Source organism: Actinomycetes bacterium, assembly GCA_022599915.1.
In the GTDB taxonomy this organism is placed as follows: Bacteria; Actinomycetota; Actinomycetes; order S36-B12.
The window spans coordinates 1-15,335 of record JAHZLH010000065.1; the positions used below are offsets into that span (position 1 = coordinate 1).

At 61.0% G+C, this 15,335-nt stretch carries 14 protein-coding genes and 2 tRNA genes; 10 read left to right on the forward strand and 6 right to left on the reverse strand.

Translation table 11 applies throughout. From position 1 onward, the window contains the following. Positions 1 to 779: 779 nt before the first annotated feature. Positions 780 to 1,214, forward strand: a complete 435-nt coding sequence (locus K0U62_10300) for a hypothetical protein (protein MCH9801902.1) — start codon at positions 780 to 782, stop codon at positions 1,212 to 1,214. A 332-nt stretch (positions 1,215 to 1,546) separates the two neighbouring features. Beyond that, complete coding sequence (locus K0U62_10305; GenBank protein ID MCH9801903.1) at positions 1,547 to 3,286, forward strand: FAD-binding oxidoreductase; 1,740 nt, start codon at positions 1,547 to 1,549, stop codon at positions 3,284 to 3,286. A gap of 50 nt (positions 3,287 to 3,336) precedes the next feature. Here K0U62_10305 and bcp read toward each other — a convergent pair whose 3' ends face one another. Beyond that, positions 3,337 to 3,804: a thioredoxin-dependent thiol peroxidase gene (bcp, locus tag K0U62_10310; GenBank protein ID MCH9801904.1), complete on the reverse strand. Its 468-nt coding sequence runs from the start codon at positions 3,802 to 3,804 to the stop codon at positions 3,337 to 3,339. A gap of 227 nt (positions 3,805 to 4,031) precedes the next feature. Between bcp and K0U62_10315 the strand changes: the two genes are divergently transcribed. From K0U62_10315 to K0U62_10350, 8 genes are all read left to right on the forward strand, one after another. Further along, positions 4,032 to 4,721 (forward strand): energy-coupling factor ABC transporter permease, encoded by a 690-nt coding sequence (locus tag K0U62_10315; protein MCH9801905.1) that lies wholly within the window; start codon positions 4,032 to 4,034, stop codon positions 4,719 to 4,721. Then, on the forward strand, positions 4,718 to 5,086 hold the full coding sequence (locus tag K0U62_10320; GenBank protein MCH9801906.1) for a PDGLE domain-containing protein: 369 nt from the start codon (positions 4,718 to 4,720) through the stop codon (positions 5,084 to 5,086). Before K0U62_10315 ends, K0U62_10320 begins: the two co-directional genes overlap by 4 nt. Beyond that, a complete protein-coding gene (cbiQ, locus tag K0U62_10325) occupies positions 5,079 to 5,870 on the forward strand; it encodes a cobalt ECF transporter T component CbiQ (GenBank protein MCH9801907.1) in 792 nt (263 codons plus the stop codon). The genes K0U62_10320 and cbiQ overlap by 8 nt, the downstream gene beginning before the upstream one ends. After that, positions 5,867 to 6,610 carry an energy-coupling factor ABC transporter ATP-binding protein gene (locus K0U62_10330; GenBank protein ID MCH9801908.1) on the forward strand — a complete coding sequence of 248 codons (744 nt, stop codon included), beginning with the start codon at positions 5,867 to 5,869 and terminating at the stop codon, positions 6,608 to 6,610. Before cbiQ ends, K0U62_10330 begins: the two co-directional genes overlap by 4 nt. A gap of 32 nt (positions 6,611 to 6,642) precedes the next feature. Further along, positions 6,643 to 7,050: a DUF3618 domain-containing protein gene (locus K0U62_10335; GenBank protein MCH9801909.1), complete on the forward strand. Its 408-nt coding sequence runs from the start codon at positions 6,643 to 6,645 to the stop codon at positions 7,048 to 7,050. Then, entirely contained in the window at positions 7,050 to 7,379 is a 330-nt protein-coding gene (locus K0U62_10340) for a co-chaperone GroES (GenBank protein MCH9801910.1), read from the forward strand. Before K0U62_10335 ends, K0U62_10340 begins: the two co-directional genes overlap by 1 nt. A gap of 120 nt (positions 7,380 to 7,499) precedes the next feature. After that, positions 7,500 to 9,476, forward strand: coding sequence for an acetoacetate--CoA ligase (locus tag K0U62_10345; GenBank protein ID MCH9801911.1), 1,977 nt, complete (start codon positions 7,500 to 7,502; stop codon positions 9,474 to 9,476). A gap of 478 nt (positions 9,477 to 9,954) precedes the next feature. Beyond that, positions 9,955 to 11,643 carry a hypothetical protein gene (locus tag K0U62_10350; GenBank protein MCH9801912.1) on the forward strand — a complete coding sequence of 563 codons (1,689 nt, stop codon included), beginning with the start codon at positions 9,955 to 9,957 and terminating at the stop codon, positions 11,641 to 11,643. Positions 11,644 to 11,914: 271 nt separating this feature from the next. Here K0U62_10350 and K0U62_10355 read toward each other — a convergent pair. The 5 genes from K0U62_10355 to orn all read right to left on the reverse strand — a co-directional run bounded on the left by K0U62_10355 (position 11,915) and on the right by orn (position 15,305). Further along, positions 11,915 to 11,987: transfer RNA gene (locus K0U62_10355), tRNA-Lys, on the reverse strand. A 227-nt stretch (positions 11,988 to 12,214) separates the two neighbouring features. Next, entirely contained in the window at positions 12,215 to 13,096 is an 882-nt protein-coding gene (locus tag K0U62_10360; GenBank protein ID MCH9801913.1) for a biotin-dependent carboxyltransferase family protein, read from the reverse strand. Next, positions 13,096 to 14,472 carry a 5-oxoprolinase subunit PxpA gene (pxpA, locus tag K0U62_10365; protein ID MCH9801914.1) on the reverse strand — a complete coding sequence of 459 codons (1,377 nt, stop codon included), beginning with the start codon at positions 14,470 to 14,472 and terminating at the stop codon, positions 13,096 to 13,098. The genes K0U62_10360 and pxpA overlap by 1 nt, the downstream gene beginning before the upstream one ends. A 29-nt stretch (positions 14,473 to 14,501) precedes the next feature. Beyond that, positions 14,502 to 14,577, reverse strand: a tRNA-His gene (locus K0U62_10370). Between the two features lie 116 nt (positions 14,578 to 14,693). Beyond that, positions 14,694 to 15,305 (reverse strand): oligoribonuclease, encoded by a 612-nt coding sequence (gene orn, locus K0U62_10375; protein ID MCH9801915.1) that lies wholly within the window; start codon positions 15,303 to 15,305, stop codon positions 14,694 to 14,696. Between the last annotated feature and the right edge of the window lie 30 nt (positions 15,306 to 15,335).

The following is a 15,335-nucleotide window of genomic DNA, read 5'->3' on the forward strand; positions in this document are numbered from 1 at the left end:
CGACTGGAAGAACAGCTACAACAAGACCCACCGCCACTCAAGGCTGGGCTACCTGACCCCCACCGAGTACGCTGACCAGTGCAAATGCACCCACCGACTCTCCGAGTGAGTGGATCACTTCAAGGGGTCCCGCCAACAGCACCCGCAAGGACTCCGGCGCCAGCGGTAGCAATCATGTACTTGCGCATGAAACATCCAATCTCCAACGGGTTGCCAAAGCACAACCGGTGTCAGTAGCCTCCTGGTATGGGTTTATCCGATTCTTCGCCTAAGGGGGTGTGAGCTAAAGCAGCGTCCTCGGATTCCTCATGGGTTTTGTCTGAGATGTTTTGTGATGCTGTTTGCCCGCGCTGCGTCTGCAGCGCTACTTCTTGGAGTTACAGGGATCGAAGGCGCACTTGGCCACTCTTCTGAGTCGGATCGGTGATCTGGTGTTTGACGGGTTGGATCAGACTGAGCGCGAAATCGGGTCGATGCCTTGCCACTGCATATTGAGGTATTAGGCTAGCGCCACTCCCCGCAAAATGACGACAACGTGACGCGAGCTCAGGACCTAGTGCACCCACCTCAGTTAACGGAGTGACTGTCTAAGGCTGATCTAGCTGCGGTATCTGCGTTGTCAGGAGCAATAGTCAAGGGGACTTACAACAGCGTCAAAGACCAGGACAAAGAACAAAAGTGAGTGTCATTTTCTTGCTGCAATGTGTCCGCAGAGGTTTAGGCCGCTCGAACCTGGATAGGAGTTGCATGTCCGACATCACAAGAAACGAGAAACCATCATGAAATCCCTAGATAAACGGTACCTAGCGGGGCTGGTCTGCATTCCTCTCTTGGCTCTAGGTGCATGTTCATCCGATGAAACCGCTGGTGAGCCAAACCGAGGTGAGACATACGACTCTGTTGAAGAGTTACGAGATGCAGCGATGACCGCAGGACTGGAATGCTCCGAATGGACGAGAATGAGCAACTCGGAGCCTGAACAAGTTGGGTTTTGCGGAGAGGTGAAAGAACTCTCAGCCGACAACATCGCACTGGGCACTTTCTCAACTGACGCTGCAATGCAACAGTTTATGGATAACACCGAAGGCATCTGTTCAGCTGCTCCGGAAACTGAGCCTTGCCCGCCAAGGCTGGTTGGACCCAACTGGATTCTCAGCGCTCCACAAGCAGAAGAGCTACAACCTGCACTCGGTGGAGTCCTGCAAGAAGGCTGATGCCTAGCGATTCGGAGCCAGAGCACCCACCTCAGTCGATGGGTGAATGTCTCTGTCTTCGGGGGTAGTTCCATTGACGGAGTGCACTGCACTTACATGCACACACAGTGGGTGTTACGGAAAGCAAGGACGAAAACGTCCGAAGACACAGGAACCTAAATCCTGCCCGTCTGCCACTTCCGCCACACCCGCGACTAGTTGACGCTGGTTAGGTCGGGTGGTGGCAGTTCCATCCGCGGGAAACCTTCTGGGCGATTCACTAGGGTGAGGTAAGCACTGGGGATCATGAAACTCCCCGGGCTGGCTTCCGATCCGCGATGTCTGGAGTAGACATGGAACTCACTCGCCGCGGTTTCTTGGCAGCATCCGCACTAACAGTTGGCACGACGGCGTTTTCGGCGTGCTCCAGTGAAGGCTCAACCCCCTCCGGCAGTTGGCCAGATGAGGCGGCGTGGCAGAGCCTGCGTGACCAAGTGGGAGATCGGCTCATCCAGCCGACTTCGCCGTTGGCTGCCTGCCAAACCGATCCAGATAGCGGCGAGTGCAAGAAAGAACTCAAGCAGGTGGAGAATCCGTTCTACCTGCAGACGGAGGCAGGAGCCACCCAAACGCAGGGGTGGTACGAGGCCTGGGACACCGTGGTCAGCCCCTACGCCATCGCAGTGGCGAGCACCGACGATGTGGTCGCCGGGGTGAACTTCGCTCGGGACAACGGAGTGAAGTTGGTGATCAAGGGTGCTGGTCACGACTATCTCGGCCGGAACCTTGCGCCCGATTCGCTGCTGCTCTGGACGCACAACATGGACGACATTACGGTCCATGACAAGTTCATACCTGAGGGTTCTGCCGGTAAGGGCAGCAAAGCGATCAGCGTTGGTGCCGGCGCTCGTTGGCTGAATGTATACCACGCCGCAACCAAGGCTGGGCTGTATGTCCAAGGTGGGGGCTGCACCACCGTCGGCGCTTCTGGTGGCTTTATTCAGGGCTCGGGATTTGGCAGTTTCTCGCGACGGTTTGGCACTGGTGCCGGTGGGGTGTTGGAGTTCGAGGTGGTCACTGCTGATGGCAGCGTCCTCGTGGCCAACGCGGATCAGAACTCCGACTTGTTCTGGGCGCTGCGAGGAGGTGGTGGTAGCACCTTTGGCGTCGTCGCCCGGACCACATTGCTCGCTCATCCCATCCCGCAGACCATGGGTCTGATCCGAGGCACTGTTAGCACCAAGAGTGACACGGTGTTCCAGCAACTGTTGGTCCGGATCGTGAAGTTGATGGAGCGCATGGCGACCTCGGATTGGGGGGAGCAAATCAACATCCGCGAGGGCAACACCATCGACTTCGGTGTGGTGTTCGTGGATAAGGATGAGGAATGGGCTCGCGGTCAATGGCGGGTCCTCACCGACTGGACCGACGACAACAGCGACGTCGTCGACACGGATCTCGACTTCCAGGTCTTCCCGTTTTCGGACCAATGGAATGCCGACTTCTGGGACAAGAATGATCCGGATTTCATCACGCACGACCCGACTCCCGGCTCACCCGATTGGTACTACTGGTGGACCAGCAACGGCGCGGAAGTGTCGTGGTACCTAACCGGCTATCAATCGCGGTGGCTGCCAGCTGACATGCTGCAGCGACCGACCAAGTTGGCGCAGTTGTTCTTCGACGTCTCCCGCGACAGCGGTTTCAGTATTCAGATGAACAAGGGGTTATATGGCCAATCCGAAGAATCGCGGAAGCGAGACAAGCAAACGTCGCTGCATCCTGGCGCGTTCGCCGCGGCAGCATTGATCATTATCGCGCGCGGCTCGCGGGGCACCTATCCGGAGATTCCCGGATCGGACCCAGATGATTCGACCTTTGCCGCGCAACGTGATCAAGTCAACGGCGCCATGGGCAAGTTCCGGGAAGCGATGCCTGGTGCTGGTTCCTATGCCAACGAAGCTGACTTCTTTGAAACCGATTGGCAAAACGAGTTTTGGGGGAGCAACTACCAGCGGTTACTCGACATCAAGCAGCAGTATGACCCAGACAATTTCTTCCAGGTGCATCACGGCGTCGGTAGCGAAGTCTGACCGGAACCCGAGGAGGCGCCGACCGAACGGCGCTTGCCGGTGCCGCGCTGCTAGAGATCGAGATCGCGGCGCAGTTTCGCCACATGTCCCTTGGCTCGCACGTTGTAGAAGGCGTGTTCGATAGTGCCATCGGCGGAGATGACGAACGTGGATCGAATCACGCCAACAACGGTCTTGCCGTACATCTTCTTCTCGCCGAAAGCGCCGTAGGCAGCCAGTACTTCCTTGTCTGGATCGGACAGCAGCGGAAAAGTCAGGCTTTCCTTATCGCGGAATTTCGCCAGTTTCTCCGGAGTGTCCGGGGACAGTCCAACCACGGAGATGCCCGCGGCCTGCAGTGAATCCAGCGAGTCACGAAAGTCGCAGGCTTGATTGGTGCATCCGGGAGTCATTGCCGCTGGGTAGACGTACAGGATCACAGTGCGGCCCGCGAAGTCCGACAGCGACACCTGGTTGCCAGCATCATCGGTGAGGGTGAAAGTGGGGGCAGCGTCGCCGGGGCTAAGTCGTTCGCTCATGGTTGCCTCCTGGTCGGGGGGGTGTCGGGCCGGGCGGTCTCGCGTTGCCCGGTTGGAGAGTATCTGGGCAGTCCTGCTGTGATTTGTTCGGGGCGGTCGCGTGAGTTGGGCCGCCGCAACGCTTCATCGGCACTGGCTCAGTGCGGTAAGTTATTGCAAGGAGTTTGCAATAAGCGCTTAATGGTTAACGGGCCAACGGCCTCGTTGCTGGATCGTGAGGAGGCGGCATGCACGTGCCGGATGGCTTCATCGATGCGCCGGTGTCGCTTGCCGCCGGCGTGGTGGCCGCGGCGGGAGTGGGAGTGTGTTTGCGCGGGGCTCGTCGCAGTCTCGACGAAGCCACCGCTCCACTCGCTGGTCTCGTGGCAGTTTTCGTTTTTGCCGCTCAAATGATCAACTTCCCAGTTGGTGCCGGCACCAGCGGTCACCTGATGGGTGCAGCACTGGCTGCGATCCTGATTGGTCCCTACGCCGGGGTGCTGGCAATCACGGTGGTGCTGCTGGTGCAAGCATTACTGTTCGCCGATGGCGGCCTGACGGCCATCGGGCTGAACGTGGTGAATCTGGCGATCATTCCGGTCCTGCTGGCCTGGGTGGTCTTCCGGCTCTGGACTCGGGTGCTAGGTCAAGGCCGGCCAAGTATCGCCGGAGCAGCCTGGTTTGCCGGCATGCTGTCGGTGCTGGGGGCTGCTGCTGGTTTTGCCGTGGAGTTTGCCTTGGGTGGCACCGCACCGGTCGATCCGACCACGGTGGCGACGGCGATGCTCGGAGTTCACACCGTCCTCGGGGCGATCGAAGGTGTGGTCACAGCGCTCGTGGTGCTGGCCGTTGTTGGAGTTCGCCCCGATCTGGTAGCCGGGTTGCGGCGGAGCGGCTCCGGGACAGCACCCGCCCTACCGGAGCGAGTTGAAGCATGACTCGCGCGTTCAGCACGGATATGTCGGCACCCATGCGCCGGGCGGTGGCCCTGGTGCTCATCGTGGGCATGGGGGTGTCAGTACTGCTCGCCGCAGGTGTGTCCATGTACGCCAGTGACGAACCGGACGGGCTGGAACGGGTGGCATCCGATACCGGGATTGTGGAAACCGAGCAGGACTCCGCCACGGCTGATTCGCCGTTCGCCGACTACGGTGTCTCCGGATTGCAGGATCAGCAGTGGACGGTGGGGCTAGCCGGGGTGGTGGGAGTCTTGGTCACCTGCGGTATCGCATTCTTACTATTTCGGGCGTTAGCGCGCGGCAGCGGCGAACCCGATCAAGCTGACGGCAACCCTGATGGGTGACCATTCGCGTGGTCACGATCTGGGGGAGCGGCTCTATCTTCCTGGTGACACTGTGCTTCATCGGCTACCCGCCCACGTGAAAATCCTGTCGCTGCTGCTGACCATGCTGGTCGTGGTGGCCACGCCTGGGGAGCGCTACGGGGCTTTCGTTGGTTATGCCTTACTGGTCGCGGGGGTGGTCGTGGTCGCCCGGATTCCGTTGCGGACGCTGGGTACTCGGATGACGGTAGAGATCCCGTTCGTCGTTTTCGCCCTACTGATGCCCGTCATTGGCTCCGATCCGCGGGTCGTGGTCGGCCCGGTGAGTCTGTCCGAGCCGGGGCTATTGGCGGCATGGACGCTGCTAGCAAAGGCCACACTCGGAGTGGTGTGTGCCATTGTGTTGGCTGCCACGACCAGCACTACCGACCTCATCGCTGGCTTGCGTCGACTCCGATTGCCTGACCTGCTGGTGCAGATAGTTGCCAGCATGATCCGCTACATCCATGTGGTGTCGGCAGAGTTCTCCCGAATGTCTCGAGCCCGAGTGGCGCGTGGCTTCTCGGGTCGTGGTCCGAAGTCATGGCCAATCCTTGCCCGCAGCCTAGGGACGCTGTTCATCCGCTCCTACGAGCGAGGTGAGCGAGTGCATCTGGCCATGTTGGCTCGCGGCTACTCCGGGCAGATGCCGCAACTGCAGCCGCAGACAGCAGCGACAACCGCTCAGTATGCGATCGGTGCCATGCTGCCGATCGCTGCCGCAGCGCTGCTGGGGTCCAGCCTCTGGCTGGCGGTGATGTCGTGAGTAGCGCCCTGCAGATCAACGATCTGCACTTCGATTACCCCGACGGCACCTCGGCACTGCGCGGAGTTGATTTGGTGGTGCAGCCAGGTGAGCGGGTGGCAGTGCTGGGGCCTAATGGAGCTGGCAAGACCACACTGATGCTGCACAGTAACGGTTTGCTGCGCGCCCGGTCGGGCTCAATTCGGGTCGCGGGGCAACTGCTGGCCGACGAGTCGTTGGCGCAGATTCGCCAGCAAGTGGGGATGGTCTTTCAAGACCCCGACGATCAACTCTTCATGCCTACCGTCGCCGATGATGTGGCTTTCGGTCCCGCCAATGCCGGGCTATCGCAGGCAGAAATCACCACCCGAGTGGAAAAGGCGCTGACCGAGGTGGGCATGTGGGCGCAACGAGATCGCCCGCCACACCATCTGTCATTGGGGCAGCGGCGGCGAGTCGCGGTGGCTACCGTGTTGGCCATGGACCCGGAGTTACTGGTCCTTGATGAACCCAGTTCCAACATGGATCCCACTTCGCGGCGGGAACTTGCTGACATCCTGCTCAGTTCAGGTCGGACGTTGGCGATGGTCACCCACGATCTGCCCTATGCGGCGCAGATCTGCCCGCGGGCAGTCATCTTGAATGAGGGTCGGATCAAGGCTGACGGTCCGACGCTGCAACTTCTGGCTGATGAGCAGTTATTGCGAGAGAACCGACTGGAACTGCCATACGGGTTCGACCCGGCTGCGCTGACCGCGTAGGCTTCGCTACGACCCGCGAACTGGAGGATCGAGTGCCCGAGAAGACCACAGAAAAGCCGGAGCGCCGCTCTGTTGAAGACATCCAGGCTGACCTCGAAGAGACTAGGCAGCGACTGGCGGTGAATATCGCTCAACTCAAAGAGGAGATTAAGCCGGAAGCGCTGAAGGCCAAAGCCAAGGCTGCGGTGATGTCGGTGGCTGTAGATCCGCAGACTGGTCAGGTTCGGGTTGAGCGGGTAGCTATGGTGGCTGGTGTGGTCGTGGGTTTGATCGTGATCACCCAAGGACTGCGGTCCCGGGCGCACAAACGCCACATGCGACGCCTCGGTGAAGTGGTCTGGGTGCCGGTGCCGCGTGGCAGCGTGCGACCGGAGTTGATTCCGATGTCTCGTGACGCAGCCGAGTTGGCGCCATCGCCAGCCGCGATTACAGCGGGCTGATGGCGCCGGAACATAGCGGCGACCCGATCAAGTTGCTGCACGACCGCGTGCTCGTGCGTGGTGTCGGTCCTGATGGCGAACGCACATCCACTGGCGGCATCTTGATCCCCGCAACGGCCACCGTGGGCAGGCGCCTTATGTGGGCTGAAGTAGTGGGGACGGGACCAAACGTCCGGACGGTGGAACTCGGCGACCGGGTGCTCTTCGAACCGGAGGACCGGGCGAATGTGGAAATCCAGGGTGAGGAATACATTCTTATGCGGGAACGCGATGTTCACGCTGTAGCCAGTGAGCGCCATAGCGATTCCGACACCGGCCTCTACCTCTAGCCTGCTGCCCTTACCTGCGGCCACGATCGAAATCTGCAGTGGTAGCCAGACCTTTCGGGATCGCCAGAATCGCGCAGCTATCTTCCCAAATCGGGCCGCGGCAACGGGCAGAATGGCGGGATGACCACTCAGGGCGAACTACTGTGGCAGCCAAGTCCGGAATCCGTCCGCGAGAGCGCCCTGACGAGTTTTCGGGTGCAGTACGCACCGCATTGTTCTGACTCGAACACGCTGCAGCAGTGGTCAGTGGCCCAGCCAGCAGACTTTTGGCAGGCGGTCTGGGAATTCACTGGGGTCGTTGGTGAGCGAGGCGGCGGTTCGGCAGTCGAGAGTGACCCAAATGCGGGTATCCGCGGCACCCGCTTCTTCCCCGAGGCCTCGATCAATTACGCCGAGAATCTGTTGGCTGGTGGTGACAAGCCGGGAGCGGCGCCCGTTGCGGTGATCGCACGGGACGAGGCGGGTCATCGCCAAGAGCTCACCTGGCAGCAATTGCGACAGCAGGTGGCTTCGTGTCAACAGTGGTTGCAGGCGCAAGGGGTCGGCCCAGGAGATTGCGTAGCGGCTTGGGTGCCCAACAACTCGCAGGCATTGGTGGCGATGTTGGCTGCCAATGGGCTGGGGGCGGTGTTTACCAGTACGAGTCCCGACTTCGGTGCCACCGGGGCGCTAGATCGTTTCGCCCAGGTAAGGCCCAAGGTGCTGATCGCAGCGACTGGCTACTACTACGGCGGCAAACGGCACGACCGGCGGTCTGTGCTGGCGGAAATCGCCGCGGGCTTGCCCAGTGCGGTTGCGGTGGCGGTCGCCCAAGAGCTCGCAGAGCCGATGCCAGCGGACCTAGCCGTTGTTCCAGTCGCCGACTGGAACAACGTCATCAGTCAACCGGTAGGTGAGCCGCAGTTCCTGCGGCAGCCGATCGATACGTCGGGCTTCGTGCTGTATTCCTCCGGAACCACCGGAAAGCCGAAGTGCATTGTTCACAGCGCTGCGGGGGTGTTGCTGAAGCAGTTGAGCGAACACCAACTGCACTGCGACATTTCACCCGGAGATCGAGTTTTCTACTACACCACCTGTGGCTGGATGATGTGGAACTGGTTGGTGACGGCACTCGCATCGGGAGCCACCATCGTGCTCTTTGACGGTTCGCCGGTGCATCCCGATTCGGGCGCGCTGTGGCGGATGGCGGCCGAGGAACAGGTGACGTTGTTTGGCACCAGTGCCAAGTTCATCGATGGCTGCGCCAAGGCTGGTATCGAGCCGGGGGACGATCACAAACTCACCGCATTGCGCACCATTACCTCCACCGGATCGCCGCTGTCAGCTGAGGGGTTTGCCTACGTCTATCGCAGTATCAAGTCCGATGTGCACCTAGCCTCGATCAGCGGTGGGACCGACCTGTGCGGTTGTTTCGTGATTGGGAATCCGACGGTTCCGGTGCACGCCGGTGAGATTCAGGGTCCGGCATTGGGGTGTGCAGTGGATGTCTGGAGCGAAGCTGGCGAGTCACTACGGCATGACTCGGGGGTTCGGGGCGAGTTGATCTGTGCCTCTGCCTTCCCGTCAATGCCGTTGGCGTTCGCGGGCGACCCAGACGGCCGTAAGTACTCCGCTGCCTACTTCGAGCGATTCCCCGGACTGTGGGCTCACGGCGATTTCGCCTCATGGACACAACACGGCGGGCTAGTGATCCACGGGCGCTCCGATGCCACGCTGAACGCAGGTGGTGTGCGGATTGGCACGGCGGAAATCTATCGCCAAGTCGAACAGTTCCCGGAGGTGGTCGAGTCCTTGGCGATTGGGCAGGAATGGGACGACGACACCAGAATTGTGCTCTTTGTGCGGCTGGCGGCGGATGCGGAACTTGATGAGACGTTGGCTCGCAATATTCGCAGCCGACTACGAGTGGAATGTTCGCCGCGACATGTGCCAGCTCGAATTGTTGCGGTGACGGACCTACCGCGCACTCGGTCGGGGAAGTTAGCCGAACTAGCGGTTGCTGACGCAGTGCACGGCCGGGAAGTTCGCAATACCGGAGCCCTGGCAAACCCGGAATCGCTAGCGCTCTTCACGGACCTGATAGACCTGCGCAGTTAGCGCAACTGCGCCTGATTGAGATTCCTTCCGCTCGAAGAGGCCAGTCAGGTCGACAGTCGCTGGTGGGAGGAAATGGTATGGCCGCCGCATGGCTGCTGACTTGCGACTGGCGTAGTGGGAGTCCTCGACACCGGGTATCCCTGGTGGCGCTGAACGGTGCTCTAGACATCAACGTTTGGGTCTAGTGCTGTCTCGTGGTGGACAGTCGTAGGAGGCCAGCGGCACAGTTCGCGGCATGGTGGATGCTGCTGGGGGTCGGGGTTCAGAGGTCGGGGGTGTGGTGGGTGTCACAGATGTGGGGGTTTGGGGGTGGCGTGGTGTGGGGTATCAGGTTGGTGTTGCTGGAAAAGGTCCAGCGGCCGGGAGGACGGTCCTCTTGTACGTCTACGTAGGCGTTGGTGATCATACGAGCCGGGCATTGGTTGGTGTGGTGGTCAGTTCATCTGCGTGGGCTTGTGTGATGTGAAGGAGCATCATCATGAGTACTTCATCAACTCATTATTCATTTAGTGGCGTTGCCACTACCGCGACGACTATTGGTATGGCGGGGCTGCTGCTGTTGGGTGGTGCTGCTGCTGGCGCACCGGCGAAGGCTGCTGATGCCACACCGGCTGGTGATACTTCGGTCGCGGCAGCGGGTGCCCATCACAGCAAGGCTCAGGTGGCGTTGCATGCACCATCGGCCGCGACCAAGGGTGACAGCATCACGTTGAAGGGCAAGGTGAAGAAGACTCATCACCATAAGACCCGGGTCGTGATTCAGAAGAAGCACGGCAAGAAGTGGCAGAAGGTGGATGCGACTAAGACCACTAAGAAGGGCAAGTTCCACACTGCTGACGCGTTTGGTAAGAAGCACAAGGTGAAGCTGCGGGCCAAGGCAACCGGTCACGGGGTGAGTAACACCCAGATGGTGACGTTCACCAACCCCACACCACCACCACCACCCCCGCCCCCGGACAACGGCGGTGGTACCGGCGACGGCGGCGGCGATGTTCAGCCATCCCAACCGCAAGCCCAAAGCATCACCTGGGACACCGACCTGGGTGGCGATCATGCGGTTGGTGACTCGATGCCGTTGAAGGCTCACGCCCAAAGCGGTGAGACGGTCACCTACACGTCCAGCAACACCAACGCGGCAACCATCTCCGGTAACAAGTTGACGTTCAAGAAGTTTGGTGAAAGCACCACGATTACTGCGAAGGTTGCTGGGGACGCGAACTGGAAACCAGCCAGCACCGCCAAGACAGTCAAGGTTGACGCCAACAAAAGCGCCTCCAACGGCAATGAGTTGCAAGACGCCATCACTGAAGCCGGTAGCAACCCCACGGTCATCCAACTCAAGGGAACGGACTTTACCCACGCACCGCAGGACGGACATGGGGATGACGACGCGTTCATTGTGCCTGACGATGCGCAGGTGACCCTCATCGGGAAAGGCACCCTAGATGGACGGAACCAGATGCGCGTGATGGAGGTCGCCGGCAAACTCACGATCAGTGGCGACATCAAGATCACCGACGGCAGCGCCAGCGATGGTGCCGGTATCCTCAACAAGGGGGCGGTGACCCTCAACAGTGGCACCATCACCGACAACGGCGCCGACTACGGCGGTGGCATCTACAGCGTCCGAGGGACGGTGGCCCTCAACGGGGGCACCATCACCGGCAACACCGCCACAGCATGGGGTGGCGGCATCTACAACAGCGACGGGACAGTGACCCTCAACGGAGGCCAAGTCGGCAGCGACAAGCCACGAGACGGTAACACCGCCAAGCTTGGTGGCGGCATCTACAACATCGGCCCCAATGCCAAGGTGACCCTCAACGGCGGCAGCATCGAAAACAACCAAGCCGAGGACGAAGGTGGCGGCATCTACAACACGGGGTGGAATGATCGTCTTGGAGTCGTAACCATGCTTGGCGGCAGCATCACCGGCAACACCGCCGGGATCCATGGTGGCGGCATCTACAGCTACGGCCCCGTGACCCTCACCGGCGGCAAGATCACCAAGAACCACGCCGACTCCGAAGCTGGCGGTATCTTCATGAATGGGGGCGAGTTGAAGGTGAATGATCAGAAGATCACCAACGAAGACGCGGCGAAAATGTTCGTGTACGGCAACACAGCCACGTATAGTAAGAACATCGCGTTCCGACCCAAGCCGTAGACAGTACACACGACCAGTGGCGGGGTTCATCTTCGGATGGACCCCGCCACCGTCATGTCTAGACGTCACTAGCCGGGGTCGCCGTAGTCGATGCGGTTTGTGGCCACAAGTGGTAGCAGGACTCGGGTGGCTCAGCGTGTGAGGGCACAGTCAAGCAAGATGTCTGCTGACCATCGACTCAGCTAGTGGCGAGGTCGTAGGGAGAGCGCCGCGCAGCGCACAGCACTGTACGGAAATGTGAAACTCCCCCGTGTCTACGAGGGAGTGGATGTAGGCCGCCGGGGACTCGAACCCCGAACCCACGGATTAAGAGTCCGTTGCTCTGCCAGTTGAGCTAGCGACCCAGAGGAAGCGTACCACTCCACTGGATCCAGCAAATCCATCAGGAGTTCAACGGGAATACCGGCGCGGAAAATCTCCCTGCCGAAATCCTCTGCCGAATGCATGACGGTGACTCCTCTGGTCGACCCCCGTCGTCGTTTGACTAGTTACTTCATCGGCACTGGCGGAAAATAGTTGAGTCCATGCTCACCGACCGATGGTCAATCTGTGACCTGGATGGCGCGCCTAGTCACCCGGTTGGGGGAGAAATTGCATCCGGCAACAGCCGAACCGGCTGTCCCGGCACGAGTTGACCGCAACGATCGGTGTCATCGGCCGTAATCACACCGATAACCGGGTAGCCACCGGTCGTGGGGTGATCCGCTCCCAAGATGATCGGCTGACCATCGGGGGGCACTTCCACCGCACCACGAACCAAACCCTCGGACGGTAGCGAGCGATCTCGATATGCGGCGGCACGGGGCAGTGGGGTTCCCTGGAGCCGAACACCTACTCGGTCGATGCGAGGACTAACCTGCAGATCGCCACTGGCGAGTACCTGCCAGGCCGCCGGGTCGAACCAATCCGCGCGTGGTCCGGGGGTGAGGTGCAAGGTGACCACCTCCGTGGCCGGCGAGGGTACCGGGGCGCTGGCGACGATCGGGTCGCCGGCGATCGCGGTGCCGATGGGTAGTTGAGCGCCCGCGACTAGTGGGGGCGGCCCCAGGTGCGCCAGGGAATCCCAGGATCGTGACCCGAGCGTGGTGGCGACAGCAATCCCGCCGCGGACCGCTAAGTAGCTGCGCAGTCCGCTGGTCGGTGGTCCGATCGCGAGTTCTGCCCCTGGCAGCATTCGAAAAACACTGTTGCGGCCACTGGCGGCGGTGCCCGCGGTGACCGGCCCTTGCGCCCCGGTCACGGCCACTTCGATCGCTCGGTCAGTGGTCAGCCGCAGTCCACCGGTTAGCACCTCAAGCCCGGCGGCGTACTCGGCGTTACCCACCAGTCGGTTAGCCAGTGCCAGGGCTGATCGATCGAAAGCGCCAGCCGGACCTACGCCTATGGCGGCGTAGCCGGGTCGACCTTGGTCCTGCACGGTTGTGAATGGCCCGGGCGCGACGACGGTGAGCATCAGGTCACCGGCTCGAATCGGACGAGGTCTCCGGCACGGATCGTGGCTGGATCAGCCCGCTCGGGATCGAACATAACTGCGTCGGTGCTTCCCAATAAGTGCCATCCGCCGGGTGAGGAAGTGGGGTAGATCGCGGTATAGCGATCGGCAATGGCGACACTGCCCGCGGGAACCTGAGTCCGGGGGGTAGCCAATCGGGGTAGATGCAGTGCCGGATCAGAGCCACTCAGATAGGCAAAACCAGGGCTAAAGCCAGTGAAGTCGGCGATGTAGTTCGGCTGAGTGTGGCGGTCGATCAACGCCTCGGTCGATATTCCCACGGTTGTGGCCACTGCCGCCAGATCGGGGCCGTTGTATCGAACCGGGATCACATGCTGGCGGGGGACTGGCTGCGCCGTGGTTCCGGCTGCGAGGCCAACTGCTCGGGCAGCTGTCGCTGCGGACAACTGCCTAGGGTCGAATCTCACCAACATCGTGGTCGCCGCAGGAACGACCTCCCGAATCCCAGGAATCGTGACGCTCACCAATGCCGCCAGTTGCCGACGCTGCTCAGGGTCAGGAAGCAGCAGCAGAATTGCATCGGCGCCAACCTGGCGGTAACGGGGAATGGTTGCTGACTGGGTATCAGCAAAGGCGGCGACCGTCACGTTGGCTGCCAGGAGCGCTTTCCGCACCTGACCAGCCAACGTCACCGCGTCGGGACTGTCGGAATGAAGGCACAGGCTGTCGGCAGAAATGCGTAGCTGGCCCCCGGTCACGGTTTCGATCGGCGTGCGCCGCGCCAATGCCAACGCCCGGCGGGCCACGTCGGCTGGCGACGTGATCAGCGCATCGGGGAATCGCCGTGGCTGCAACGTGGCGTCGTCGGTGTAGCTCCGATCCACGAACGCCTCGGCGTAGCTGTGCAGACCGACCCGGTCAGCTGCGGTCACGAGTTGGCTATCGGGCAGGGTGAGCACCGGCAGTCGGTAGCCCTCCAGCGCGTCCGCCACGATCTGAGCAGTGATCGGGTCGGCGGCCGCTCGGTTGTACAGTGCGCCATGCAGTTTGACGTAGCGCACTTGCGTGTCTGCTTGCCGAGCAGCCACGGTCAGATCGTTCAACTGGTCGGTGAGAGCAGCAGCGAGATCGTCCGCTGTGATCTCCATATCGAGCCGGCCAAAGTTCTCCCGATCGGGATACGACAGATGAGCACCCATGGCGACTGCATGCGCAGCTGCGGTCCGGCATACCCGCACCATGGAAGCGGCGTCACCAGCGTGTCCACCAGCGGCCACATTGGCACTGCTGACGATATTCAGCAGATCAGCATCGATCTGTTCTCCTGCCGCACCTGGGAGTTCACCCAAGTCGGCGTTCAGATCAATAGTCGTCACAGCGCCAGCCTAGGGCGACGCTGCGCAGTTGGGGTGAGTGACGGGACTTGAACCCGCGACATCCTGGATCACAACCAGGTGCTCTACCGGCTGAGCTACACCCACCGTGGGCCACGGACGAACCGTGGCCTACCCAAGTGTAGCCGTCGTCGATCGCTACGGCGTGGCGGGAGGACGGCTGAGCGCGTGAAGAATCTCGGGGTAGGCAGCGTGGTCGCGGTCTAGTTGGTTGCAGTAGCGGCTTTCGGTGAACCGTCCATCAGGGTTTCGCGGTAGTAGCGCAGTTCGGCGATGGAATCCAAGATGTCGCCCATAGCCCGATGATTGCCGGTCTTTTCCGGAGCGGCGTAATAGACCTTCGGGTACCACCGCCGAGCGAGTTCTTTCAATGAAGAGACGTCGATGACCCGATAGTGCAGATGGTTGTCCAGATCGGGCATGTCTCGAGCGAGGAAACCCCGATCAACGTAGATCGTGGAGCCCGCGAGCGGAGCCTTGCGATTATCAGGCACGTGAGACCGGACATAACTCAAGACCTGGTCAGCGGCCGCAGCCAATGAAATGCCTTGCGGAATCTCGTTGATCAAACCCGAATTTTCGTGCATTTCCACAACTATCGGGGCCATCTGGGCGAGTGCTTCCTCGGGGGGTCGAATGACGACAGTGATGCCGTCATCCACCGGGGTGAGGTCCGCCTCGGTAACGATGCAAGCGATCTCCACCAACGCGTCCACTGCTAGGTCCAGGCCGGTCATTTCGCAGTCCACCCAGACGATGCGACCGTCAGGAGTCGGTTCCGATTTGCCGTCTTGAGTGGCAGGCGCAGATGACATGTCCCTCACCATATCGGGCTAGGACGACGG